This window comes from Microbispora sp. H10670 (assembly GCF_014161385.1).
GTDB lineage: Bacteria > Actinomycetota > Actinomycetes > Streptosporangiales > Streptosporangiaceae > Microbispora > Microbispora triticiradicis.
This window is the reverse complement of sequence record NZ_JABBWW010000001.1, coordinates 278,607-302,799: the sequence shown is the minus strand read 5'-3', so window position 1 is coordinate 302,799 and position 24,193 is coordinate 278,607. Positions and strand designations below refer to the sequence as shown.

Sequence of the window (24,193 nt, the reverse complement as noted above, 5' to 3'; positions counted from 1 at the left end):
AGCGACGGCGGGCCACGGGTGAACGCCCGGAGTTCGACTGAGTGGCCGCTCTTCGCCGGATTACGGGCAATGTGACGCACTTGTTCCCGATTCGTGACATATGACCAGAATGAGGCGATAGTTCGTCTTCACTTCAGTCTCTTCACGCACTTCGTTCACTCGCGAAATCCACGGTGACCGCTCGAAGACCACGCCGTTTTTTATCGGCGTCTTATCGAACGTGATGGAAGGACTGCACCAGATGCAGCCAGTGGCAGCGAGAAAGCTGCTGGGAGGCGTGCGGCGGCGAGGGCGTCTCGCCGTGGCCGCCGTGATCGCCACGGTCGCGACGCTGCTCGCCGGCGCCGTCATGACCACGGCGCACGCCGACCCCGACCCCGCGAAAGCGGGCAGCGGACGTCCCAGCCCGGCGCCGACCGGTTCCCCCACCCCGCCGACGCTCAGCCCCGCCGGTGGTTCGTACCTCGAAGGCCTGGTCAAGGTCGCGGCGGTCCCGGCCGCGGCCGGTGACAGCGTGACCGGACTCGCCGTCGACGGCGACGCCCTGAACGCCACCCGTACGGTGGGCGTGTCGCGGCTCCGTTTCGACGTCGGCTCGAACTCGACGGAGGCGCGGTACCACAACTACGTGCTCGTCAACGGCGCGTACCGGACCGACATCGGCGATCTCGTGAACGAGCGGGCGACCATCGAGATCCCGAACGAACACCTCGTCAAGGGCGAGAACACCATCGAGATCTTCGCCGGGACCGTCCAGAGCTCGTGCGGCGTCAACTACGACGACTTCGTCCTGTCCGACGTGGGCCTCGTACTGCTCGGCGAGGTCGCGGACGGGGAGGACAACCCGTACACCCTGTCCTTCGGCGACGGCAACTGCGGCTCGAACACCGCGCTGCTCAAGCAGGCCGCGCTGAAGTTCTTCGTCCAGGGCGACCCGCGGGGGACGACCGGTCTGGCGGCGGACCTGGACACCACGACCCTGGCCAACGGCGAGCACGCCATCACCGCCACGACCGCGTCCGGGGCCACCGTCAAGAACGCCGTGACCGTGAACAACGCCCCGGCCGGGGCGCCCCGGCTGCTGCCCACGGACGGCACGCTGGTGTCGGGTACCACGCCGGTGTCCGCGACCGTGCCCGCCGCGGGCGCGGGCGGCGTCTCGTCCCTCACCGTCGACGGCGCCGAACCCGCCGCCAAGGCCACGCTGGGCAACGGCGCGGCGATGTTCGGCTTCGACGTGGGCGCGGACGGGATCGAGGACAAGTACGACGACTTCCTGCTCGTCAACGGCAAGCGCGTCGACCTGGGCGGTTCCTGGGCCGGCCGGCGCGTCACCGTCGCGGTCCCGGCCCGGTTCCTGGTGCCCGGAGACAACACGATCAAGGTCGTGACCGGCGACTGGAAGGCGTCCTGCGGCGTCGACCGCGACGACTTCGCCATCGCGAACCTCGACCTCGCCCTCGACGGCGCCACCGTGAAGGGTCACGACATCGAGCCGTCCTACGACATGGGCGACGGCACCTGCGGCAGCGGCCAGAGCGCCCTCCGGGAGGTCGAACTGCACTACACGATCGACGCGCCGGGTGTGCACGTCGTCCAGACGCTCGGCTCGGGAGAGGCGAAGCTCAGCTTCACCGTGGGCACCAACTCGATCGAGGCGCGCTACCAGAACTACGTGCTCGTCAACGGGCAGAAGGTCGTGCTCGACGGCGACTTCGTGAGCCGGCGCGTCGACTTCACCTTCCCCAACGAGTACCTCGTGCCCGGCTGGAACACGATCGACTTCGTGGCCGGCAGCTTTCCGACGTCGTGCGGCGCCAACCGCGACGACTTCGCGATCTCGAACATCGCCCTCACCCCGGTGCGGGGCACGGCGAGCGGCCAGATGCTCAAGGGCTCCTACAGCATGGGCGACGGCAACTGCGGCGACAACGTGAACCTGCTGACCGAGATCGACCTCGAGTTCCTCGTGGAAGCGCCCGCCGCCGGTCTGCGCGCGGACCTCGACACCACCGCGATCAAGGACGGCAGGCACGCGCTCGCCGCGATCTCGACCACGGGCGAGAAGGCCACCCGCACACTGGTCACCGACAACACGGCGCCCGAGGTCGCGACGAGCGTCCCCGCCGCGGGCAAGAAGATCACCGCCTCCGTCGTGCTGGACGTCACGCTGGAGGACGCCTCCGGTGTGGTGTCCGGGCCGGACGTCACGCTCGACGGCCGGCCGATCGCGCTGGGCACCCGGGTGGGCCCCGGTCTGCCGCCCGGCAGGCACACCCTCGCCGTGACCGGCGCCGACTCGCTCGGCAACACCGCCACCCGTGAGATCGCGTTCGAGTCCGCGGGCATCCCGGACGTGCCCGCCGAGCTCACCCCGGCGTCCGGGACCGCCGACGTGCCGGGCACCGTCACGCTCTCGGCGAAGGTGGCCGAGCCCGGCGGCGGCCGGGTCAGGGCGACGTTCTCCGAAGCCGACATCCTGACACCGAACCAGGCCTACCAGGGCGTCGCCGACGCCGTCCCGACAACCTTGCAGGTGCCGGGTGAGAAGAAGGTCAAGGCCGCGGGCCTGGAGCCCGCCGACGGCGCCACGCTCGACGCGCCCGCCGGACGGAACCTCACCTACCAGCGGTACGACATCCAGGTGAAGGGCCACGTGGACACCCCGGTCCTGCGCTGGGAGGGCGTCATCGACCCCGAGCGCCTGGTGTCGCTGCGGGCCTGGAACACCGGGACCCGGGCGTGGGATCTGCTGACGAGCGCACGCGGCGCCGCCGAGGGCCGGACCACGCTCAGCGCCGTCGTCGGCGACGAGTACGTCGACGGCCAGCGGGTCCACGTGATGGTGACGGGTGAGGATCCGTTCACCGACGACATCGACCCGGGCGACCCCAACGGCTTCGCCGACCCCTCCACGTACGACTTCTCGATCGTCCACTTCACCGACACGCAGTACCTGTCGGAAGGCGCGGTGGAGCAGGAGACCGCCGAGGAACGCGCGGTGTGGGAGTCCGCGTACGCCGGGATCGTCAACTGGATCAAGGGCAACAGGGACCAGCGGAAGATCTCCTACGTCGCGCACACCGGCGACATCATCGAGAACAACATCCGCAAGCCCGCCGACGAGGCCACGCAGCGGCAGGTCACCGGCGAGCTGGAGGTGTCGTCCAAGCAGCAGAAGGTGCTGGACGACGCGGGCATCCCCAACGGCGTGATCGCCGGCAACCACGACAACCAGTCGGGCACCGAGAACGGGCCGGAGGCGATCTACAACAAGTACTACGGCCCCGGCCGCTACCAGACGGCGGCACAGGGCTGGCAGCACGCGGAGTACGGCGGGCCGTGGAAGGAGGGCGACAACCAGAACCACTACGACCTGTTCTCCGCGGGCGGGCTGGACTTCGTCGTGGTCGGCCTGTCGTACGGCGTCACGCGGGAGGAGGCCGAGTGGGCCGACTCCGTCTTCAAGCGGTTCCCCGGCCGCAACGGCATCCTGCTCTCGCACGACTACCTCGTGCCCAGCACCAACCCCGACGGACGCGGCGCGGGATTCTCGGCGCCCGACGGCTCGATGCTCTACAAGACCGTGGTCGAGAAGAACCCGAACGTCTTCCTCATCCTCGCCGGGCACGAGCACGGCGTGGGGACGAACGTGAAGCCGAAGGTGGGCCAGGTCGGCAACGGTGTCGTCGAACTGCTGGCCGACTACCAGTTCTACACGGTCTCGGCCGGCCGCCTCGGGCTCACGCAGGTCGGCGGGTACAACCCGGACGACCAGCTCCAGTTCGGCGCGAGCTTCTTCCGGCTGCTGCAGTTCGACGTCAAGCGGGCGGAGCTGACCGTGGACACCTACTCGCCGCTGCTGAACGACTTCGGCGCGGGCGAGTTCGACCCGCTGCGCCGTTACGACGGGCGCGAGGACAACATGGTGCTCCCGGTCGACCTCACCACCCGTACGACGAGCTTCACCACCGACTCGCTGGCGATCTACAAGCCCACCCGGGTCATCGGCACGAGCACGGTCGCGTCGGGGCAGGTCGCCTCGGTGACCTGGGACCGCCTCAAGGGCGACACGGCGTACGCCTGGTTCGTCACCGCACGCTCCACCGGCGGCGGCGTGACCGCCTCCGAGCCGAGCGTCTTCGTCACGAAGGACGAGCACGGCCGCCCCGGCAAGTGGGGACCGGACTCGCCCCTCTACCACTGGTTCCAGCACGAGAAGAGCTGAGCAATCCGTGACCGCCGCCCCGGGCACCGCCTCACGGCGGAGCGCCCGGGGCGGCCTTTCCCCCTTCGACCGCTCGAATCCTGGAGAACGAGACATGTCCCGCAGGCGCCGGCTGTCCGCCGCCGTCCTCGCTTTCGCCTTTTTCCTCGGCGGCCTGCTCGGCGGCCTGATGGTGTCCGCCGCCCCGGCGTCGGCGCACGACGTGACCACGAAGGCGCACGCCACGGTGACCGGAACGGGCGCGGACGTCAGAGTCGTGCTCGACCTGGAGTACGACCTCCTCATGAAGTCGGCCTGGCTGTACGCCGAGGCGTACGACGCGAAGGAACGGGCCGAGCAACTCCGCCAGCTCAGGAAGAACCACGCCGCGGTGGCCGACTACGTCACGCGCCGATTCGCCGTGGCGTACGGCGACGCGCCGTGCGCACCCACCTCCGTGGGCGACGCGGACGTGCGCGACCGCGACGGGGTGGCCTTCGCGGTGGTGACCCTCGCCTACCGCTGCGCGGGAGACGGCGGGGGCGGGCACACCGTCTCCAGCGCGCTCTTCCCCGACGCGGAGAGCTTCGTGCACAGCACGCAGACGATCGTCCGATACACGCTCGACGGCACGACCGGCTCCGCGGTGCTGACCGCGGGGAATCCGACGCTGCGGGTCGGCGAGCACCGGGCCTCGCACCAGGCCGGGGAGTTCTTCCTGCTCGGCGCCGAGCATCTGCTGTCCGGCCTCGACCACGTCTTCTTCCTGCTCGCACTGATCATCGGCGCCCGCCGCCCGCGCGACGTCGTCGTCGCGGCCTCCGCCTTCACAGCCGCCCACAGCATCACGTTCCTCATGGCGGCGCTCGGGATCGTGGACGTGCCCGCGGAGATCGTCGAGCCGGTCATCGCGGTGTCGATCATCGTCGTGGCCGTCGCCAACCTCCTGGGCCGCGACGAGGACAGACTGGGCGGATGGCGGCTGCCGATCGTCTTCGCCTTCGGCCTGGTGCACGGACTGGGCTTCGCGAGCGCGCTGGACATCGAGGAGAAGGGATCGTGGGGGCTGCTCCTGTCGCTGCTCTGCTTCAACGCCGGGATCGAGGCGACCCAGCTCCTGATCATCGCCGTGCTCTTCCCGCTGCTGGCGCTGCTGCGCCGCACCTCCGCCGCTCGCTGGGTGACGGCCGCCGTGTCGGTCCCCATCGTGGCGGTGAGCCTCTACTGGTGCGTCGACCGGATCACGCCGCAGCTCTGAACGAGCTTCGCAGATGCGAGATGCAGACCAACGATAAGGTCGATATTGCAACCCTACTGAGACTCATTGATCCGCAACTGCGGCGTAGGGTGTCGTCTGTGACGATGTTCCGGATCAGCGAAGCCGCCGCGGTGCTCGGCGTGAGCGCCGACACCGTACGGCGTCTCGTCGACGGGGGCCGGCTGCCCGCGCACCGCGACGAGCACGACCACCGCGTCATCGCCGGCACCGACCTCGCCGCGTTCGCGAGGGCGCAGACCGAGGAGGACGAGCGCACCGGGGTCTCCTCGGCGCGCAACCGCCTGCGCGGGATCGTGACCGAGGTGATCAGAGACTCCGTGATGGCCCAGGTGGAGATCGCCGCCGGGCCGTTCCGGGTGGTCTCCCTGATGAGCCGGCGGGCGGCCGACGAGCTCGGGCTGGAGCCGGGGGTGATGGCGGTGGCCGTCGTCAAGTCCACCAACGTCGTCGTCGAGATCCCGGACAACGCGCGCGTCGCGAGTCACTAGAAGGAGCCGGTCGTGCTCAAGCGTCTCTCCCTGGCCGCCGTCCTCGCCTCGGTGTCCTGCCTGGCGGCGTGCGGCTCCTCCACCGGCCCGGCGGCCCCCGCCGCGTCGGGGGAGGGCAGGTCGCTCAGCGTGTTCGCCGCGGCGTCCCTGACCGGGACGTTCACCGAGCTGGGCAGGCAGTTCGAGAGCGCCCACGCCGGCACGAAGGTCACCTTCAACTTCGGCTCCAGCGCGACGCTGGCCCAGCAGATCACGCAGGGCGCCCCGGCCGACGTCTTCGCCGCCGCCAGCCCGGCCACCATGAAGACGGTCACCGACGCGGGGCCGACCGCCTCCGCGCCCGCGGTGTTCGCCAGGAACACGCTCCAGATCGCGGTCCCCGCGGGCAACCCGGCGAAGGTCGAGTCGCTCAAGGACCTGACCGACCCGAAGGTCAAGGTCGCCCTGTGCGCCGAGCAGGTGCCCTGCGGCGCCGCGGCGGTCAAGGCGCTGGACGCCGCAGGCCTCAAGGTCACCCCCGTCACCCTGGAGCAGGACGTCAAGGCGACGCTCACCAAGGTCGAGCTCGGCGAGGTCGACGCGGCGCTCGTCTACCGCACCGACGTGATCGCCTCCGCCGGGAAGGTCACGGGCATCGACTTCCCCGAAGCCGCCCAGGCGGTCAACGACTATCCGATCGCGGCGCTCGGCACCGCGCCCGCGTCCGATCTGGCCAAGGGGTTCGTCGATCTCGTGCTGTCGCGGCAGGGCAGGGACGTGCTGACCAAGGCCGGTTTCCAGGCGCCGTGACCGGGCCCGTACGAGTGCCGGGCCCGCGGGCGCGCATGCCGTGGGCGCTGCTCGTGCCCGCGCTCGCGGGGCTGACCTTCCTGGTGCTGCCGCTGGCCGGGCTCCTGGTGCGCGCTCCGTGGCGGGCCCTGCCCCAGCGGCTGGCCGAACCGCGGGTGATCGAGGCCCTGCGGCTGTCCCTGGTGACCGCGACCATCGCGACCGTGATCTGCCTGCTGCTCGGCGTGCCGCTGGCCTGGCTGCTCGCCCGTACGGACCTGCCGGGCAGGCGGCTGCTGCGCGCGCTGGTCACCGTGCCGCTCGTCCTGCCGCCGGTCGTCGGCGGCGTCGCGCTGCTGCTGGTGCTCGGCAGGCGCGGCCTCGCCGGGCGCTGGTTGTACGACGCCTTCGGCGTCTCCCTGCCCTTCACCACCACGGGGGTCGTCCTCGCGGAGGCGTTCGTGGCGATGCCGTTCCTCGTCATCGCCGTGGAGGGGGCGCTGCGCGCCGCCGACCAGCGGTACGAGGAGGCCGCCGCCACCCTCGGCGCCTCACGCTGGACGGTCTTCCGCCGGGTGACCCTGCCCATGATCGCCCCCGGCGTCATGGCCGGAGCCGTCCTGTGCTGGGCCCGGGCGCTCGGCGAGTTCGGCGCGACCATCACCTTCGCCGGGAACTTCCCTGGCCGTACGCAGACCATGCCGCTGGCCGTCTATCTCGCCCTGGAGACCGATCCGGACGCCGCCATCGTGCTCAGCCTGGTGCTGCTCGCGGTCTCGGTGATCGTGCTGGCCGCGCTGCGCGACCGCTGGGTGGGATCGGCATGAGCCTGCGGGCCCACCTGGTCGTCGAACGCCCCGCCTTCCGCCTCGACGCCGAACTCGACGTGCCGGACGGTGAGGTGGTGGCCCTGCTCGGTCCCAACGGCGCGGGCAAGACCACCGCGCTGCGCGGGCTCGCCGGGCTCACGCCGCTGAGCGGCGGGCGCATCGTGCTGGACGGCGCCGAGGTGCACCACCTGCCGCCGGAACGCCGCCGGATCGGCGTCGTCTTCCAGGACTACCTGCTGTTCCCGCACCTGACGGCCCTGGACAACGTCGCCTTCGGGCCGCGGTGCCAGGGCGTCGGGAGGGCCGCCGCCCGCCGGATCGCCGCCGGGCTGCTGGAGCGCGTCGGCCTGGCCGACTTCGCCGGCGTCCGCCCCGGGCGCCTGTCCGGGGGCCAGGCGCAGCGGGTCGCCCTCGCCCGCGCCCTTGCCGTACGGCCCCGCCTGTTGCTGCTGGACGAGCCCCTGGCGGCGCTCGACGCGCACACCCGGCTGGAGATCCGGTCGGAGCTGCGCCGCCACCTGGCCGGTTTCGACGGCGCGACGATCCTGGTCACCCACGACCCGCTCGACGCGATGGTCCTGGCGGACCGGCTCGTGGTCGTCGAGAACGGCGCCGTCGTGCAGACCGGCGTCCCCGCCGAGATCGCCCGCCGTCCGCGTACGGACTACGTGGCCCGCCTCGTCGGCCTCAACCTCTACCGCGGCGAGGCCGACGGGACCCACGTCACCGTGGGCGACGTGCGCCTGAGCAGCGCCGAACGCCTGAAGGGCCCGGCCTTCGTCGCCTTTCCGCCGTCCGCTGTCGCCCTCTACCGGACCCGCCCCGACGGCAGCCCCCGGAACCTGTGGAAGGCCGTGATCGACGGCATCGAGCGGCACGGGGACAACGTCCGCGTCCACCTCGACGGCCCGATCCCGCTCGCCGCCGACGTCACGCCGTCCGCCGCGGCCGACCTGGACCTCGTCCCCGGCCAGGAGGTCTGGGCCGCCGTCAAGGCCACGGAGACGCACGCCTACCCGGCATGAGGCCCGGTTCAGCCGGTGGGGCGGGGGACCTGGGCGAACGTGGACAACCTGAACCACCGGGGCAGGGCGCGGCGCGCCGCCTCCGGGCCGTGCACCTCGACGGCGCCGGAGCGGCCGCACCACCGTGCGCCGGCCGGGGCGAGACGCTCACCGTGACCGCGTCACCTCGTCACGAGCGGTCTCGTCCGAGTTCGCTTCGGTACGCGTCGAGGACGAGGCCGTGGAAGTGATGGACCGCGTGCTCCGACAACCCGGACCCGTCGGGGTCGAAGACGATCTTCCCCTGGGTGAACGCGGGGGTGCGCATCCCGCGCTGGACGCTCTCCACCAGGGCGATGTCCTCCACCTGGAGAACCTCGTCGATGTACCGGATGCTGTTGCTCGGTGACCGTCGCGTCCGACACGTCGTACGCGGAGTTCTCCGTCTTGCCGGCCTGGGCCATGTGGCTGGAGTAGATCCCGTAGGTGGTGACCTTGTAGGTGCTCATGTCCACCAGGGACACGAAGTCCTTGTGGGCCACGTGGCAGTGGTAGCACTCCAGGACGTTGTCGACGACGTTCTTCCAGTTGGAGGCGATGTCGTAGGTGAGCCGGCGGGCGAGGGTCAGCTTGGCCACGTCCGGCGCCCACGTCTCGATCTCCGCTTCGAGGCTCCCGGCCTGCTCCGCCAGAGGGGCTGCCTCAGGGTCGAGGTTGACGTAGACCATGCCGCCGAACTCGGTGATCCCGACCTGGTCCAGGCACACGGCGGAGGCGTCGAAGCCCGGCATGCCGCCGGTGTTGCGCGCCCGTCTCAGCCGGCCGGTCAGGTCGAAGTTCCAGGCGTGGTACGGGCACACGATGCCGCGCCGGACGCCGGAGCCGGACAGCAGCTCGTGCGCCCGGTGCTTGCACACGTTGTAGAACGCCCGCAGCGTGCCGGCCTCGTCCCGTACGGCGACGATCGGCATGCCCGCCACCGTGCCGGTCACGTAGCTGCCGGGCTCCCGCAGATCCTTTTCGTCGGGTTTCAAGGCTTTTGTGTGATGGAGGCGGGTGCGGCGAGGGAGAACCGGACGCCGCCGAGAAGGGTCGGACGACCCGCGGCTGCGCCGGTGCCGGCACGACGCGACGAAGGCGAGCGTCCTGGACGTTCGTCTCTGCGGTCGTGAACCTCCTCATCGGTGACTGTCCGGGAGGGCGGCTCCAGGGACGTGGTGTCTGTCCCCCGGACCGCCCCGCGCCGGCCGCCGGGTGACGGACCCGGTTCGGCTGTTAGCGCTCACACGCTTTCCCTGTCGCGGTTCCTTCTCTGTCAGACGGTGGTGGTGGCAGATCGGAGCCAATACGAGACGAAGAGGAGGCGTCAAGGACGGCGCCGCACGCCTGCGGGAGGGTGGCGGGCGGGTGTGCGCCTCATCAGGCGTTATCAGCGGGCGCCGCCCGTGACGGCGAGAGCGTCGCTCTGAAACTTTCTTGCGGGGCTTGACACATTTCGGAGTGGTTTCCAAACTGTGTCCCGAGGCGGCTTCCTCCTGCCCTGTGGTGGTGAGCGGTGAGGACCGCCCTTCGCGACGCCCCAGTGGTGTGCGTTCCCTGATCACGGGACGCGGCGTCGATCGCGTGGGTGAGACCCCCGTTGTCCGCTTTTCCCGTGATTCAGTCTGGAGCACTCCCTCATGGGCAGCAAAGCCTTACTTCCGTCGCGGCCTTCCAGAAGCCCGCGGGTTCTGATCGCCGCGGCCGCCGGCGTACTCGGCGTGGTCGCCGCGGTGGCGGTGTCGACCACGCCGGCGGACGCGGCGGCGAGTACGCTCGGCGCGGCCGCCGCGCAGAGCGGGCGGTACTTCGGCACCGCCATCGCCGCGGGCCGGCTCGGCGACTCGAACTACACCACGATCGCGAACCGCGAGTTCAACATGGTGACGCCCGAGAACGAGATGAAGCCGGACGCCACCGAGCCCAACCGGGGCCAGTTCAACTTCTCCAGCGGCGACCGGGTCTACAACTGGGCCGTGCAGAACGGCAAGCGGGTGCGTGGCCACACGCTGGCCTGGCACGGTCAGCAGCCGGGCTGGATGCAGTCGCTGTCGGGCAGCTCGCTGCGGCAGGCGATGATCGACCACATCAACGGCGTGGTGGGCCACTACAAGGGCAAGCTCTACTCCTGGGACGTGGTCAACGAGGCGTTCGCCGACGGCAACTCCGGTGGCCGGCGCGACTCCAACCTGCAGCGGACCGGCAACGACTGGATCGAGGTGGCCTTCCGCACCGCGCGGGCCGCCGACCCGTCCGTCAAGCTCTGCTACAACGACTACAACATCGAGAACTGGACCTGGGCCAAGACGCAGGGCGTCTACAACATGGTCAAGGACTTCAAGCAGCGCGGCGTGCCGATCGACTGCGTGGGCTTCCAGTCGCACTTCAACAGCGGCAGCGCGTACAACAGCAACTTCCGCACCACCCTCCAGAGCTTCGCCGCGCTCGGGGTGGACGTGCAGATCACCGAGCTGGACATCCAGGGCGCCTCCGCCCAGACCTACGCCGCCGTGACCAACGACTGCCTCGCGGTGCCGCGGTGCAACGGCATCACCGTGTGGGGCGTCCGCGACCAGGACTCCTGGCGGTCCGGTGACACCCCGCTGCTGTTCAGCGGCAACAACAAGAAGCCCGCGTACGACGCGGTCCTCAACGCCCTGAACTCCGGTCCCACCATCTCGCCCACCCCGCCGGTCAGCCCCAGCGCGAGTCCTTCGCAGAGCCCCAGCGCGAGCCCGTCGGCCTCGCCGTCGACGTCCCCGGTTCCCGGCGGATGCTCGGCGACGATCAAGACGATCAACAGCTGGGGCGGCGGCTTCCAGTCCGAGGTGACGGTGCAGGCGGGCAGTTCGGCGGTCAACGGCTGGACCGTGAAGTGGACCTGGCCCGGCGGGCAGAGCATCAGCAGCCTCTGGAACGGCCGGCAGAGCACGTCCGGTTCCTCGGTGACCGTCCGCAACGAGACCTACAACGGCTCCATCGCCGCCGGCGGCTCCACCACCTTCGGCTTCACCGCCAACGGCACGGCGGCCACCCCGACCGCTACCTGCACCAGCCCCTGACGGCGGCTATATAAATGATCACAAGGAGAATTCGAATGCATCTGCCCTGGCGAGCGCGGTCATCGCGCCTCTCCGCCGGCACGACCGCCTCGCGCCGCGGTCTCGCGATCGGTGCCGTCACGGCCCTGCTGGGCGGCGGAGCCGGCCTGCTGGCCACCCAGCCCGCCCAGGCCGCCGTGGCCTGCCGGGTCGACTACGTCATCAGTTCGAGCTGGCCGGGCGGCTTCAACGCCAGCGTCACCATCAACAACCTCGGTGACGCGATCAACGGCTGGCGGCTGACCTGGTCCTTCGACGCCGGCCAGCAGATCACCCAGATGTGGAACGCCACCAACAGCCAGTCCGGGTCGTCGGTGACCGCCACCAACGTGTCCTACAACGGCTCCATTCCCTCGGGCGGCAACACCAACTTCGGGTTCAACGGCTCGTACAACGGCAGCAACCCGGTGCCCACCTCGTTCTCCCTGAACGGTGTGGCCTGCACCGGCAACCCGGGCACGCCCAGCGCCACGCCGAGCTCCACCCCGACGCAGTCGCCCAGCTCGACGCCGTCCCAGTCGCCGTCCCAGTCGCCGTCCGCGTCGCCGTCTCCGTCTCCGTCGGTGACGCCGACCGGTACGTGCCCGCTTCCGTCGTCGTACCGCTGGACCTCGACGGGTGCGCTGGCGCAGCCGAAGTCCGGGTGGGTCTCGCTGAAGGACTTCACCAACGTCGTCTACAACGGCAAGCACCTGGTCTACGCCACCACGCACGACAACGGGTCGAGCTGGGGTTCGATGGGCTTCAGCACGTTCACCAACTGGTCGGACATGGCCTCGGCCACCCAGACCAAGATGAACTCGGGCACCGTGGCGCCCACGCTGTTCTACTTCGCGCCCAAGAACATCTGGGTGCTGGCCTACCAGTGGGGCGGGACCGCGTTCTCCTACCGCACCTCCAGCGACCCGACCAACCCCAACGGCTGGTCGGCGCAGCAGACCCTGTCCACCGCGAGCATCTCCGGCTCGGGCACCGGTCCGATCGACCAGACGCTCATCGGTGACGGCCAGAACATGTACCTGTTCTTCGCCGGCGACAACGGCAAGATCTACCGGCAGAGCATGCCGATCGGGAACTTCCCGGGCAGCTTCGGCTCCAACTACACGCAGATCATGAGCGACTCGACCAACAACCTGTTCGAGGCGGTCGAGGTCTACAAGCTCCAGGGCCAGAACAAGTACCTCATGCTCGTCGAGGCGATCGGCTCGCGGGGCCGGTACTTCCGCTCGTTCACGGCCGACAGCCTGAGCGGGTCGTGGACGCCGAACGCCGCGACCGAGAGCAACCCGTTCGCCGGCAAGGCCAACAGCGGTGCCACCTGGACCAACGACATCAGCCACGGTGACCTGGTCCGCAACAACCCCGACCAGACCAAGACGGTCGACCCCTGCAACCTGCAGCTTCTCTACCAGGGCCGCAGCCCCAGCTCCGACGGTGTCGACTACGGTCTCCTGCCCTACCGTCCGGGCCTGCTGACCCTGCAGCGCTAAGGCATGACACAGGTTCCACCCGGACGTCCTGACGGCTGAACGCCAGGACCGGGCGGACCCGAGACAGGCGGGCTCGGCACGACGCCGAGCCCGCCTCAGTCTGTTCCGGCCTGGATAGAGCGCGTCCTGACCGCCGGCCCGCCTGCCTCGCTCGGCGGCGGGCGAGTCAGTCGTCGAACTCGAAACCGTCCGCCTCGGCGGCCGCCACGAGCCGCCGCACGCGATCGGCGTCCGTCGCGACGGCCGCCATCAGGACGCCGAGTTCCTCCAGCGCGCCACGGTCTTTTCCGTACGCGCAGAACATGCCGCCTTCGGGGTCGTACGAGAACCGGCCCTCCAGGGCGGACGCCTCGGTGCCGACGAGCACCTGCGCGACGCCTTCCCAGAAGTATCCGTTCGGCTCATGGCCGAGATCTTCGATCACGTCGTCGACCCGCGTGGTTCCCGCGTCCAGCAACAGCGAGTACTGGCCCGGGGTCGCTTCGATCAGCCTCAGTGGATGCACCGGCGCATGCTGCCACTGTCGCTCCCGAGCCGCAAGCCTGGGCCCAGGCCCGGCCGGCGCCGTCCCTGGCGTCCCTCGCGGGACGCCTGAGGGCCGCGCGCCGGGGTCACTCCGCGTAGGGCTGGTCCTGTCCCTGGGCGCTGTAGCCGAGGCTCCAGATGTAGCCGTCCGGGTCGGCGAAGGTGCCGCCGTACCCGCCCCACGGCAGCGCGCCGGCGGGCTTGAGGATCGTGGCGCCGGCCTTCTCGGCCTCTGCCATGATCTCGTCGACCCGCGCCTCACTGCGGACGACGTAGGTGAGGACGAGCCCGCCGAAGCCGCTGCCGTCCCGGCTCGTTCCCACCATGTCGGCCAGGCCGTCGCGGCCGTAGAAGCCGACCGGCGAAGCTCCGTCCGACTCGAAGAACACCGAGACGCCGTAGTCGTTCTTGATCTTCCAGCCGAGACCCTCGGTGTAGAACCGCTTGGCCTGGTCCATGTCACGGACACCGAGGAGGATCGAGCTGACGTGCGCCTTCATACCTTTGCTCCTTCGCGCTTCAGGGGTCGTGCTCATGAAGCTCACGCTACGAGCGGCTCCGGGTCCGGCGCTTCTCGATTCGTGACCGATGTCAGCGGGCGACGGAGGTTGCTTTTGGTCACGGATGTACTCTTCGGCAACCGGTAACAGCAACATGACCTGGTCACTTTCGGGTGACGGAGCAGGCGGGAACAATGTCACACCAGACCGAGGCGGACAGGGTGCTGCGTTCGCTGGGCAGGGCGTGCCTCGAACACGACCCGGACGTGCTCCGATCCGTGCTGGACCGGGTCGGTGACAAGTGGAGCCTGATCCTCATCGGGCTGCTCGACAAGGGGCCGATGCGCTTCACCGAGCTGCTGCGGACGGCGCCCGGCATCTCCCGCCGCATGCTGACGCTGACCTTGCGCGGCCTGGAGCGTGACGGGCTCGTCAAGCGCCTGATCTATCCGGAGATCCCGCCCCGGGTCGAGTACGAGGTCACCCCGTTCGGACGCACCCTGTCCGAGCCCGTCCTGGCGCTCACCCGGTGGGCGGCCGACAACCAGGACGCGATCCGCGCCAACCGCCGCGCCTTCGACCAGGCGGCCGGCCTCGATACTGACGATCTCGACTGAGACCTCGTCGGTCCACTTCATGTGACCACGGTTCAATTGAAGTTACCGATCGCCGGCGTGTACCCAGGTATGCGGAGTCGCTGAGGCGGCCTGTTCCAGGCCGTCGGCGCACGTACGGGAGTTGATCGGTATGTCTGGCACCACGACCGTCGGTAGGTCCGAACACCCACGCTTCGAGCTGGGGCTCAACTCGTTCGGGGAGGTGGCGACGGACGGCGGGCGCGTGCTCGACGACGCCGAGACCGTACGCCTGCTCGTGGAGGAGGCCCGGCTGGCCGAGGCGGTGGGGCTGGACGTCTTCAGCGTGGGAGAGCATTACCGGGAGGGACACAACGACTCCGCGACCCCGGTGCTGCTCGCCGCGATCGCCACGGCCACCCGGCGAATCGGGCTCGGCACCTCCGTGACCGTGTTGAGCACGAACGACCCGGTCCGGCTGTACCAGGAGTTCTCCACTCTCGACGCGGTGTCCGGCGGCCGGGCCCGGATCGTGCTGGGCCGTGCCTCCGCGACGGAGTCGTTCCCGCTGTTCGGTTACGACCTGGCCGACTACGAGCGGCTGTTCGAGGAGAAACTCGACCTCTTCCTGCGGCTCGAACGCGAGGAGCGGGTGACCTGGTCCGGGACGGTGCGTCCGCCGCTCACCGGGCAGCGACTGCATCCCCGGATGCGGCCGGGCGGCATCCCCACCTGGATCGGCGTGGGCGGCAGCCCGGATTCCGTGGTGCGCGCGGCCCGTCACGGCCTGCCGCTCATGATGGCCGTCATCGGCGGACGGCCCCAGCGCTTCGCCAGGAACGTCCAGTTGTACCTCACAGCGCTCCAGCGCTTCGGTCGTCCCGCGCTGCCGATCGGCCAGCACTCGCTCGGCCTCGTCGCCGACACCGACGAGGAGGCCGTCGAGACGTGGTGGCGGTACTGGCGGCCCGTCGTCGAGGATCTCGCCGCCGAGCGCGGCTTCTACGCCCCCGATCGGGAGCGGTACGAAGCCGAGGTCGAGGACGGCGCGCTCTTCGTGGGATCGCCTGAGACGGTTGCCCGCAAGATCGTCAGGGTGGCCCGCGATCTCCGCCTGAGCCGTTTCGATCTCAAGTACGACATCATGCACCTTCCTCGCGACGCCCGTGCTCGCACGATCGAGCTGCTGGGCCGAGAGGTCGCCCCGCGCGTACGCGAGCTGCTCGCAGCCGGCACCGTCCACGCGTGACCCATCGGCGACTTGGAGCGACCATGAAAGCAGGCGACGTCCGCACCATCGGCATCCTCGGCGCGGGCAAGCTCGGCACCGTCCTGGCCCGCCTCGCCGTGGCGGCCGGCTACCGCGTCCTGATAGCGGGCTCCGGGGAGGCCGCACGGATCTCCCTCACCGTCGAGGTCGTCACGCCCGGCGCGGCCGCGGTGACCGCGGTGGAGGCCGCCTCCGAGGCGGATGTCGTGGTGCTGGCCCTGCCACTCGGCAAGCATCGCGACGTCCCCGCCGAAGCGCTGCGGGGCAGGCTGGTGCTCGACGCGATGAACTACTGGCAGGACGTGGACGGGGTCCGGGACGACCTCACCGACCCGCGCACGTCCTCCAGCGAGATCGTCCAGGCGTTCCTGCCGCACGCGCGGGTCGTCAAGGCCTTCAATCACATGGGCTACCACGACCTGGAGGAGAACGCCCGTCCCGCCGGCGCCCCCGGCCGCCGCGCGATCGCCGTCGCCGGCGACGATCCGGAGGACGTCGAGGTCGTCGCCTCGATCGTGGACGCGCTCGGCTTCGACCCCGTGATCGCCGGCCCGCTCGCCGAGGGCGTCCGCACGGAGCCGGGCACGGAGCCGTTCGGCGCGAACATCCACGCGGCCGGACTGCGTGCCATGCTCGATCGTTTCCCCGAGTCGCGGCGCGGCCGCGAGGTGCTCCGCGCGCGCGGCGCAGTGACGTCGTCGCCCTGCCCGACGCCCTGATTCCTCAGAGGCGGGATGCGAGCCGTCGCAGGATCCGGGCGGCGGGTTCGGGAGTGGCGTGGTGGTGGCCGGTGCCGGCCCACAGGTTGATCCGCTCCGGATCCCGGGCGGCTGTCGCGGCCCGGCGCATGGGGCCGGTCAGGTGGTGCAGCGCGGGATAGCCGAAGGGCGCGAGATCGCCGTAGCGGTCGGTGAAGCGGTTGCGCAGGGCCCGTGCCGGCCTGCCGGTGAAGGCTCTGGTGACCACCGTTCCCCGGCCCGCCGCGCCCGCCAGCGCGTCCTTGTGGGCGAGCGACGTCCCGGACTCGTCGGCACGCAGCAGAACGGTGCCGACCATGGCCGCGGCGGCGCCGGCCCCCAGCGCCCGGACCACGTCGGCGGGGGTGGCCAGCCCGCCCGCGCCGATGAGGGGCAGGGACACGCGGCCCGCCACCTCGCCCAGCAACCGGGGGAGCGGCACGTCGGCGGGGGTCCGCCGGGGCGTGAACGTGCCCGAGTGGCCGCCCGCGGCCGAGGCCTGAACGACCAGCATGTCGGCCCCGGCCTCCGCGGCCTGAAGCGCCTCCGCGGGTGAGGTGACGGTCTGGACGACGAGCGTCCCGGCGGCGCGCAGTGCCCTGACGACCGCCGGGTGCGGAACGGCGAAGGTGAAGCTGACCACCGGAACCGGTCGGGACAGCAACAGCTCGATCTTGTCGGACCAGTGGTCGTCGTCCTCGACGGCCTCCGCGGTGAGGAGGTCGAGGCCGTACGCCTGGCCTTCGGGGGCGATCGTGCGGGCGTAGCGCCGGAACTCCGCCGGATCGACCGGCAGCGGGTTGGGCGCGAAGAGGTTCACCCCGAACGGGACCCCACCGGCGCGTACCTGGTCGATCTGCTCGCCCAGCGCGCCGGCGTCCTTGTACCCGCCGGCCAGGAAGCCCATGCCGCCCGCGCGCGCCGCTGCGACGACCAGGGCGGGCGTGCCCGGGCCGCCGGCCATCGGCGCGGCCAGGACGGGAGCGCTCACCCCGAGGGCGGTCAGTGCCTCGTTCACAGGAGTCGGCGCCCTGCGCTCCGGCCGCTGGTGACGGAGAGGGCGGTCTCCAGGTGGAGCACGCCGGCCGCGATGACCCGTTCGGCGGTGGCACGGCCGGAGATGTCTCCCTGGACGGTCAAGCCGGTGATCACGGCGACCTCCTGGCCCCGGTTGCTCATGCTGGCCCCTTCTCTGGTCCCGCCTCCGCGCAGATCACCAAGGTACGGCTCTCTCCGCCCCGAACCGAGTATCGGCGGTGAGAACCCACGTGACCTGGTTAGACGGGGATAAGGCCTTTATCCAGGTCATGCATAGCTTTCATCGGTTCACTGACAAAGCTTACTTATGGTGAGGCTATCTTTCGCTGGGGCTGGAGGTTAGTGTCTGCATTCAAGACCCGGACACCTGCGACATATGGCCCAGTCTCCCCCCAGTTCACGCCGTCCCCCCATGTCTCACAGCGAGGTGAACTTTGTCTGTGCTGCCCTCGTCTCGTCGGAGCGCTCAACGAGGCCTGATCACAGTGACCGGATCAAGGAGGACCAATTGAGAGTGCGACAGCAAAGGTCACGTCACAGGCTGAGTCGCAAGGGCAGAGGTGTCACCGGCCTGGTACTGGGTGGGCTTCTCTCGGTCTCGTTCGTGGCGACGCCCTCGCACGCCGCCGAGGGGACGCTCGACGAGGGTCTGGTGCACCACTTCGCCCTCGACGAGACCAGTGGGACGACGCTGGTCAACTCGGGTAGCGCGGGCTCGGCGGCGAACGCCACGCTCGTGAATCCGGGAAAGGCGACCTTGACCGGCGATGGAGTCAGGTTCAACCCCGGCTCCTACGAGAGCGCCCTCGACGGTGCGTACGTGAAGCTGCCGAACAACCTCACCGCCGGCATGTCGAACCTCACCGTCGACTATGACGTGTGGATCGCCCCGGCGAACGTCGGCGAGCACCAGATGTGGGGCTTCGGCGCGAAGTCCGGCTCGTGCGACGTCGACACCGGCGCCCAGGGCTCCATCTTCGCGTCGAACACCCAGCGGTTCCGCGTCGCGGTGGGTTCGGCGAACCTCCAGCAGAACCGCGTCCGGATGACCGAGGGAGCCTGGACGCACGTCACTTACACGCAGTCGCTGAACCCGAACGGCACGAGCTGGACCGGCAGGCTCTATCTCGACGGCGTGCTGCACGCGACGTCCACGAACCTGACCACGCCGCCGTCGGTGAACGCCGCGGGGACCAACTGCAACTTCCTCGCTCGCTCGCAGACGTCGAGCCACTACTCGTTCCGCGGAACGCTCCGGGACTTCCGGGTCTACGACCGGGCAGTGAGCGTCGACGAGACACTCGCCCTGGCGAAAAGGACCGTCTCCACCGGCGTCCACGCCGACGCCGAAGCCATCGACCTCGGCCTGACCAGCGCGATCGTACGCGACATCGTTCTGCCCAAGGTGGGCTCCGTGGCGGGCTCGACCATCACGTGGACGAGTTCGGACCCGTCGGTCGTCCAGGTCTACACCCCGCCGGCCCTCCCCAGCGCACGCAAGGTCGCGGTCACCGGCAGGATCACCCGGCCCGCGAAGGGGCAGCCCGACGCGACGGCCACGCTCACGGCGACCGTCCGCAAGGGCTCCCAGGAGGTCACCACACGGGAGATCCCCGTTGTGGTGAAGGCCGAGTTCGACGACGCGCAGGCGGTCGGCCGTGACACGTTCGACCTGACCCTGCACGACACCGACGACCTGCGCGGAAACATCGACCTCCCCGTCACCGGCGAGTTCGGATCCACGATCACCTGGAAGTCGACCACCGACCTCGTCACCCCGAAGGGTGAGGTGACCCGTCCGGCCTTCGGCCGCGCGGACGCCGACGCCGTACTGACGGCGACCATCACCAAGGGGTCGGCCTCGCAGACGAAGTCGTTCCCGGTGACCATCACCGCCATGCCCCGTTCCGAGGAGCGCGAGCGGTACTTCCTGGGGTACTTCAAGGGCGAGGGGATCGCCGACGGCGAGCAGATCATGTTCGCGACGTCCAACGGGAACACCGCTCTGGACTGGACCGGGCTGACCGGAGGCCGGCCGTCGCTCATCTCCCAGCTGGGCGATCAGGGCCTTCGTGACCCGCACATCGTCCGCTCACCCGACGGCGACACGTTCTACATGATCGCCACCGACCTGAACTGGTACGACCAGGGCGGATACGCCATCAACGACACCCAGTACATCGAGGTGTTCGAGTCGCACGACCTCGTGCACTGGACTCCTCAGCGGCACGTGAAAGTCGCGCCCGACAACGCGGGCAACGCCTTCGCGCCCGAGTCGCTGTGGGTCGAGGAGATCGGCGCCTACGCCGTGTTCTGGGCACAGTCGCTGTGGAACGACCCCGTGAACCGCACCGGTCAGGGGAACGCGCAGATGTGGTACACCACGACGCGCGACTTCCAGACCTTCTCCGCTCCCAAGGTCTGGCAGAACCCGGCCCCTCTGTCGCGGATCGACACGACCGCGATCCGGGTCGGTGACTACTACTACCGCGTGACCAAGAACGAGGCCGGCAACCAGGGCTCGGACATCTTCTCGGAGAAGCACACCGACTTCCTGGACAGCAACATCAACAACTGGAAGTCGCTCGCTCCGGCTCTGGGGCGCACGACGTGGGTCGCCGACCAGGGGTACGAGGGGCCGATCATCTTCAAGGCCAACCCTGGTGACACCTCCTGCCCCGGCCAGTTCTACCTCTGGGGCGACCGGTACACGAACGGTGGTGGCTACCAGGCCGCATGCCACGAGAACATCGAGGCTCCGACCTGGAACGCCAAGGCGATCACGATGACCAACGCGGGCGTCGTCCGTCCGCGTCACGGCACCGTGATCCCGATCACCCTCCGCGAGTGGAACGACATCCGCAAGATCCCGAACAGCGACGTCGCGACCACCACGGAGGTGGCCGTCAAGCCGTACGCGAGCGGGGCCCAGACGACCACGGCCACCGCCACGGTGAAGGCGGCCGACGGGTTCGAGACCGGCGGTCAGGTGCGGTTCAGCATCGGCTCGTGGTCGAAGCTCGCCTACCTGGAGGACGGCGCGGCCACGGTCACGCTGCCCGAGGGTCTGCCCGCGGGTACCCGGACGGTCAAGGCCGAGTACCTCGGCATCGACTACCTGAAGGCGTCGGAGGGCACGGCGTCGTTCACGGTGCCGGTCGCTCCGGAGCTCGCGCTGACCGTGACCGCCACCGCCCGCTGCGTGGGCACCACGGCGTACGTGGCCGTGACCGCGGTCAACGACGCCGCCGTGCCGGCGAACGTGACGCTGACCACCCCCTACGGTTCGAAGGCCGTGGCCGACGTTGCCCAAGGCAAGCAGGCCTACCAGTCCTTCAACACCAGGGCCGGGCAGATCGCCGCGGGCAGTGCGACCGTGACGGCGACCGCGACGATCGATGGCCGGCAGGTCACCTCGACCTACAACCCCTCCTACACCGCCATCAACTGCGCCTAACCCGACCGGCCACGGCGCATTCCCGCTACTGAACCGGGGCCGGGAGGCAGGTGGCGGGCCGGCGAGCTCAACCTCGCCGGCCCGCCAGAAGGACACGATGCCGCTCCGCTCCGCGTGGGAGGCAGTCACCCGGCAACGCAGAAGGCCGGTTCCGATCTTCGGAACCGGCCTCTCAGCTGTTACTGCATGGTCGGGGTGGCGGGATTCGAATCCACGACCTCTTCGTCCCGAAGCGGCCTCGGCCCGGGTTGTCGCTGAACCACATTCCAGGGCAACGACGCTCAAGCAGTTGGCCGGGACACGGTGGGGTGATGGCCTCGAATCACATCCTGACGCGTTTGAATCCTCAAATCGGTTAGGAGGAAAAGGGCTGCCCGGAACTTGGTGAGATGACGGCCGAGCCGGTCATGCGAGCCGTCGGTTCCCTCGATCGCTGGGCTCTGCTTGCTACGGGGTGCTCTGTCTGCCAGCCGGGTACGTCGTACCGGTCTACGGCGCGTCCCATCACTGCAGCCTAATTGCGGCTGTAGGTGAACGAGTCGTGAGATGCAGGCGACTGTGTCTGCTGCTGCTGGCAGAATAGAGGGTCTTACCTTAGGTGCGCGATGGGCGATTGAGGGTGGAGGAGGATATTGGAACTCAAGGTGTCTCTCGATGCCGGCTCGGAAGCGGACGAAATCGAAATCGAGCGACTTTCTCGTAACCTGCGCGGCGAACTCCTCGACCTGGACGTGGACGACGTGAGGCACCTTCCCGACTCGGCCCCGGCGAACGCCAAAGCGGGGGATGGGGCGATCTGGACGACGCTGCTGGTGACGTTATCCGCCTCTGGTGGTGTCATCACCACGATCATCGCGGCGATAAACGGATGGCTGAGCCGACGTCAGGAGCCGGTGACGGTGACCGTGCAGTTCGGCGACAACTCGATCACCTTGCCCAACGCCACCGATGAGGAGCGTCGCCTGCTGCTCGACGCCTTCATCGCGCAGCAGGAACGCCACTGACCATGGGCAGGTACGCCCTTCTCGTCGGATCGGACGACTACACCGAGGACGCCCGACTGCGCAAGCTGCGTGGCCCTCAGGCCGATGTACGGGCGTTGGCGCGTGTACTGAGCGATCCCGGCATCGGGGCGTTCGAGGTCGAGACCGTCATCAACGAGCCGTCCCATGTGGTCAGCACGAGGCTGGAGGCGTTCTTCAGCGGGCACAAACGCGACGATCTGCTGCTGTTCTATTTCACCGGGCACGGGCTTCTGGATCCGGAGGGTCGCCTCTTCTTCGCGATGACGAACACCCGATTCGGCCTGCTCGGCTCCACTGCTGTTTCCGCGCAGTTCGTCAAGGACGTGCTCAACCCCAGCAGGTCCCGAACCAAGGTGGTGATTCTCGACTGCTGCGGCAGTGGCGCGTTTCCGCGAGACATGATCGCGAAACAGGCGCGTACGTTGCAGGCGGCACAGCAGCTTCAGGGGCACGGCCGTGTGATTTTGACCGCGTCCGACGCTCTGCAGTACGCATTCGAGGACGGCGGTGTCGTCGGCGACGCGACAACGTCTGTTTTCACGCGATTCCTTGTCGAAGGCCTGGAGACCGGTGCCGCCGATCTCAACTTCGATGGCGAGGTGGACCTCGACGAACTTTACGACTACGCCTATGAGCGCACCGTCGAGGCGAACCCCACCCAGCACCCGCAGAAGCTGTCGTTGGTCAGCGGGAAGGTCGTCATCGCCAAGAACGCCGCCAGGCCCGCCCTGCTTCCCCCCGGTCTGCACGATGCCCTGCGCAACTCTCACCCCGGGATCCGCCTGACCGCCGTGGATGAAACGGCAAAACTCCTGCTGAACGCAGACGGCGACGTCGTCACCGCCGCTCTCACCGTCCTGCGCCGCCTTCAGTCTGACGCAGATCGCCGGGTAGCGGCCCGCGCCACCCGTTTCATCACCGACTGGACCACTCCATACGGGCCGGCACCTCCTGGAGAGGCGGCCATACCGGTGTTCAGGCAGGTCGGCGGGGAAAACACCGCCGCCGACTTGCCACGCCGACCGGTGGGTGACCGGCGGACAAGAGCCGAGGGGAGGCCGCGGGGCAAGGACTCGCACGCCGGGGGCCGGGTATCGGCCGCAGAGCCGGCGAGAGCCCCGCAGCCCGCTGCACCCGTGCGGACCCCTCCAGTCCGTGTGGGGACCAGCCGGAAGCCACCAGCGCGACGGTCGCGGAGCGGTGACCCGCTTAGCTGGGTTTTCCTGCAGATCGGCAGGCTGGTCATGGGGCCGTGGCTGCTGCTGGCCCGCAGCGTTGGCCATCTGGCCCGGACCCCCTGGAAACGGTCTGTCGACGTCGATCCCGATCGCCGAAGAGACGGGGTGGCGCTCGCGGTGCTGATCGTCGCTTCGATGTGTGTAGCTGTCATCAATCGCAACAGTGGTGATGGCTGGATGGAGGTGGCCAATGCGGTGATTCGCGCCTTGCTCGGCTCGTTGGCCTGGTCGTTGCCCGCGGCGCTCTCCTGGGTTTCTTGGCGGTTGTTTCGCCGGGCCGACCAGAACTTCGAGACCAGCAGGATGGGCATCGGCTGGACCGCGCTGCTGGCCGGGATCCTCGGGATCGTGCACGTCGCCCACGGCACGCCGTACCCCTCGGGCGGGCCGACCGACGGCATGGACAACGTGTCGGCGGCGGGCGGCATGGTCGGCTTCATCGTCTCGGCGCCGCCGTCGAGCATCCTGCCGGCGTTCATCACGATCCCGCTGCTGGTGATGCTGTCGGGCTTCGGCCTGCTGGTGATCACCGCGACCCCGGTGCACCGCGTCCCCGAGCGCCTCGCCGAGGTCCGGCACAAGCTCTTCCCCCGGACGTAGGAGTCCACGGAGCTCCGCAAGA

General features: G+C 69.5%; 19 protein-coding genes and 1 pseudogene. 14 read left to right on the top strand and 6 right to left on the bottom strand.

The window, feature by feature from the left end:
- Window positions 1-241: 241 nt before the first annotated feature.
- From HHX33_RS01485 to HHX33_RS01460, 6 genes are all read left to right on the top strand, one after another.
- A complete protein-coding gene (locus HHX33_RS01485; RefSeq protein ID WP_182872965.1) occupies window positions 242-4,228 on the top strand; it encodes a metallophosphoesterase in 3,987 nt (1,328 codons plus the stop codon).
- A 94-nt stretch (window positions 4,229-4,322) separates the two neighbouring features.
- Window positions 4,323-5,465 (top strand): HupE/UreJ family protein, encoded by a 1,143-nt coding sequence (locus HHX33_RS01480; protein WP_182872964.1) that lies wholly within the window; start codon window positions 4,323-4,325, stop codon window positions 5,463-5,465.
- Between the two features lie 98 nt (window positions 5,466-5,563).
- The gene (locus HHX33_RS01475) at window positions 5,564-5,974 is read left to right on the top strand and encodes a TOBE domain-containing protein (RefSeq protein ID WP_111700393.1); all 411 of its coding nucleotides are present in this window, start codon (window positions 5,564-5,566) and stop codon (window positions 5,972-5,974) included.
- Window positions 5,975-5,986: 12 nt separating this feature from the next.
- Window positions 5,987-6,763, top strand: coding sequence for a molybdate ABC transporter substrate-binding protein (modA, locus tag HHX33_RS01470; RefSeq protein ID WP_182872963.1), 777 nt, complete (start codon window positions 5,987-5,989; stop codon window positions 6,761-6,763).
- A 35-nt stretch (window positions 6,764-6,798) separates the two neighbouring features.
- Window positions 6,799-7,569: a molybdate ABC transporter permease subunit gene (modB, locus tag HHX33_RS01465; protein WP_182873289.1), complete on the top strand. Its 771-nt coding sequence runs from the start codon at window positions 6,799-6,801 to the stop codon at window positions 7,567-7,569.
- Window positions 7,566-8,597, top strand: a complete 1,032-nt coding sequence (locus tag HHX33_RS01460; RefSeq protein WP_182872962.1) for an ABC transporter ATP-binding protein — start codon at window positions 7,566-7,568, stop codon at window positions 8,595-8,597. The genes modB and HHX33_RS01460 overlap by 4 nt, the downstream gene beginning before the upstream one ends.
- 169 nt (window positions 8,598-8,766) lie before the next feature.
- Here HHX33_RS01460 and HHX33_RS37615 read toward each other — a convergent pair whose 3' ends face one another.
- Together HHX33_RS37615 and HHX33_RS37610 are read right to left on the bottom strand one after the other, a co-directional pair.
- Window positions 8,767-8,925 carry a hypothetical protein gene (locus tag HHX33_RS37615; RefSeq protein ID WP_396784033.1) on the bottom strand — a complete coding sequence of 53 codons (159 nt, stop codon included), beginning with the start codon at window positions 8,923-8,925 and terminating at the stop codon, window positions 8,767-8,769.
- Between the two features lie 108 nt (window positions 8,926-9,033).
- Window positions 9,034-9,547, bottom strand: a pseudogene (locus tag HHX33_RS37610) (aromatic ring-hydroxylating dioxygenase subunit alpha); the annotation flags it as partial.
- Between the two features lie 708 nt (window positions 9,548-10,255).
- Between HHX33_RS37610 and HHX33_RS01450 the strand changes: the two are divergent.
- Window positions 10,256-11,677 (top strand): endo-1,4-beta-xylanase, encoded by a 1,422-nt coding sequence (locus tag HHX33_RS01450; protein ID WP_182872961.1) that lies wholly within the window; start codon window positions 10,256-10,258, stop codon window positions 11,675-11,677.
- A gap of 35 nt (window positions 11,678-11,712) precedes the next feature.
- Window positions 11,713-13,206: a non-reducing end alpha-L-arabinofuranosidase family hydrolase gene (locus tag HHX33_RS01445; protein ID WP_182872960.1), complete on the top strand. Its 1,494-nt coding sequence runs from the start codon at window positions 11,713-11,715 to the stop codon at window positions 13,204-13,206.
- 166 nt (window positions 13,207-13,372) lie between these two features.
- Here HHX33_RS01445 and HHX33_RS01440 read toward each other — a convergent pair whose 3' ends face one another.
- Window positions 13,373-13,711, bottom strand: coding sequence for an Imm51 family immunity protein (locus tag HHX33_RS01440; protein ID WP_182872959.1), 339 nt, complete (start codon window positions 13,709-13,711; stop codon window positions 13,373-13,375).
- Between the two features lie 106 nt (window positions 13,712-13,817).
- Complete coding sequence (locus HHX33_RS01435) at window positions 13,818-14,231, bottom strand: VOC family protein (protein ID WP_182872958.1); 414 nt, start codon at window positions 14,229-14,231, stop codon at window positions 13,818-13,820.
- Between the two features lie 194 nt (window positions 14,232-14,425).
- Between HHX33_RS01435 and HHX33_RS01430 the strand changes: the two genes are divergently transcribed.
- The 3 genes from HHX33_RS01430 to HHX33_RS01420 all read left to right on the top strand — a co-directional run bounded on the left by HHX33_RS01430 (window position 14,426) and on the right by HHX33_RS01420 (window position 16,795).
- Window positions 14,426-14,848 carry a winged helix-turn-helix transcriptional regulator gene (locus HHX33_RS01430; RefSeq protein ID WP_182872957.1) on the top strand — a complete coding sequence of 141 codons (423 nt, stop codon included), beginning with the start codon at window positions 14,426-14,428 and terminating at the stop codon, window positions 14,846-14,848.
- A 130-nt stretch (window positions 14,849-14,978) separates the two neighbouring features.
- Window positions 14,979-16,055 carry an LLM class flavin-dependent oxidoreductase gene (locus HHX33_RS01425; protein ID WP_182872956.1) on the top strand — a complete coding sequence of 359 codons (1,077 nt, stop codon included), beginning with the start codon at window positions 14,979-14,981 and terminating at the stop codon, window positions 16,053-16,055.
- Window positions 16,056-16,078: 23 nt separating this feature from the next.
- Window positions 16,079-16,795, top strand: coding sequence for an NADPH-dependent F420 reductase (locus HHX33_RS01420; protein ID WP_182872955.1), 717 nt, complete (start codon window positions 16,079-16,081; stop codon window positions 16,793-16,795).
- Between the two features lie 4 nt (window positions 16,796-16,799).
- Here the strand turns inward: HHX33_RS01420 and HHX33_RS01415 are convergent, their stop codons facing one another.
- On the bottom strand, window positions 16,800-17,831 hold the full coding sequence (locus tag HHX33_RS01415; RefSeq protein WP_182872954.1) for an NAD(P)H-dependent flavin oxidoreductase: 1,032 nt from the start codon (window positions 17,829-17,831) through the stop codon (window positions 16,800-16,802).
- Entirely contained in the window at window positions 17,828-17,992 is a 165-nt protein-coding gene (locus HHX33_RS01410) for a hypothetical protein (RefSeq protein WP_165900635.1), read from the bottom strand. Before HHX33_RS01410 ends, HHX33_RS01415 begins: the two co-directional genes overlap by 4 nt.
- 463 nt (window positions 17,993-18,455) lie before the next feature.
- Between HHX33_RS01410 and HHX33_RS01405 the strand changes: the two genes are divergently transcribed.
- The 3 genes from HHX33_RS01405 (at window position 18,456) to HHX33_RS01395 (ending at window position 24,171) form a co-directional block, all read left to right on the top strand.
- On the top strand, window positions 18,456-21,308 hold the full coding sequence (locus HHX33_RS01405; RefSeq protein ID WP_182872953.1) for an immunoglobulin-like domain-containing protein: 2,853 nt from the start codon (window positions 18,456-18,458) through the stop codon (window positions 21,306-21,308).
- Window positions 21,309-21,940: 632 nt separating this feature from the next.
- Entirely contained in the window at window positions 21,941-22,312 is a 372-nt protein-coding gene (locus HHX33_RS01400) for an effector-associated constant component EACC1 (RefSeq protein ID WP_182872952.1), read from the top strand.
- A gap of 2 nt (window positions 22,313-22,314) precedes the next feature.
- Window positions 22,315-24,171: a DNA translocase FtsK 4TM domain-containing protein gene (locus tag HHX33_RS01395; protein ID WP_182872951.1), complete on the top strand. Its 1,857-nt coding sequence runs from the start codon at window positions 22,315-22,317 to the stop codon at window positions 24,169-24,171.
- The last annotated feature ends 22 nt before the right edge of the window (window positions 24,172-24,193 follow it).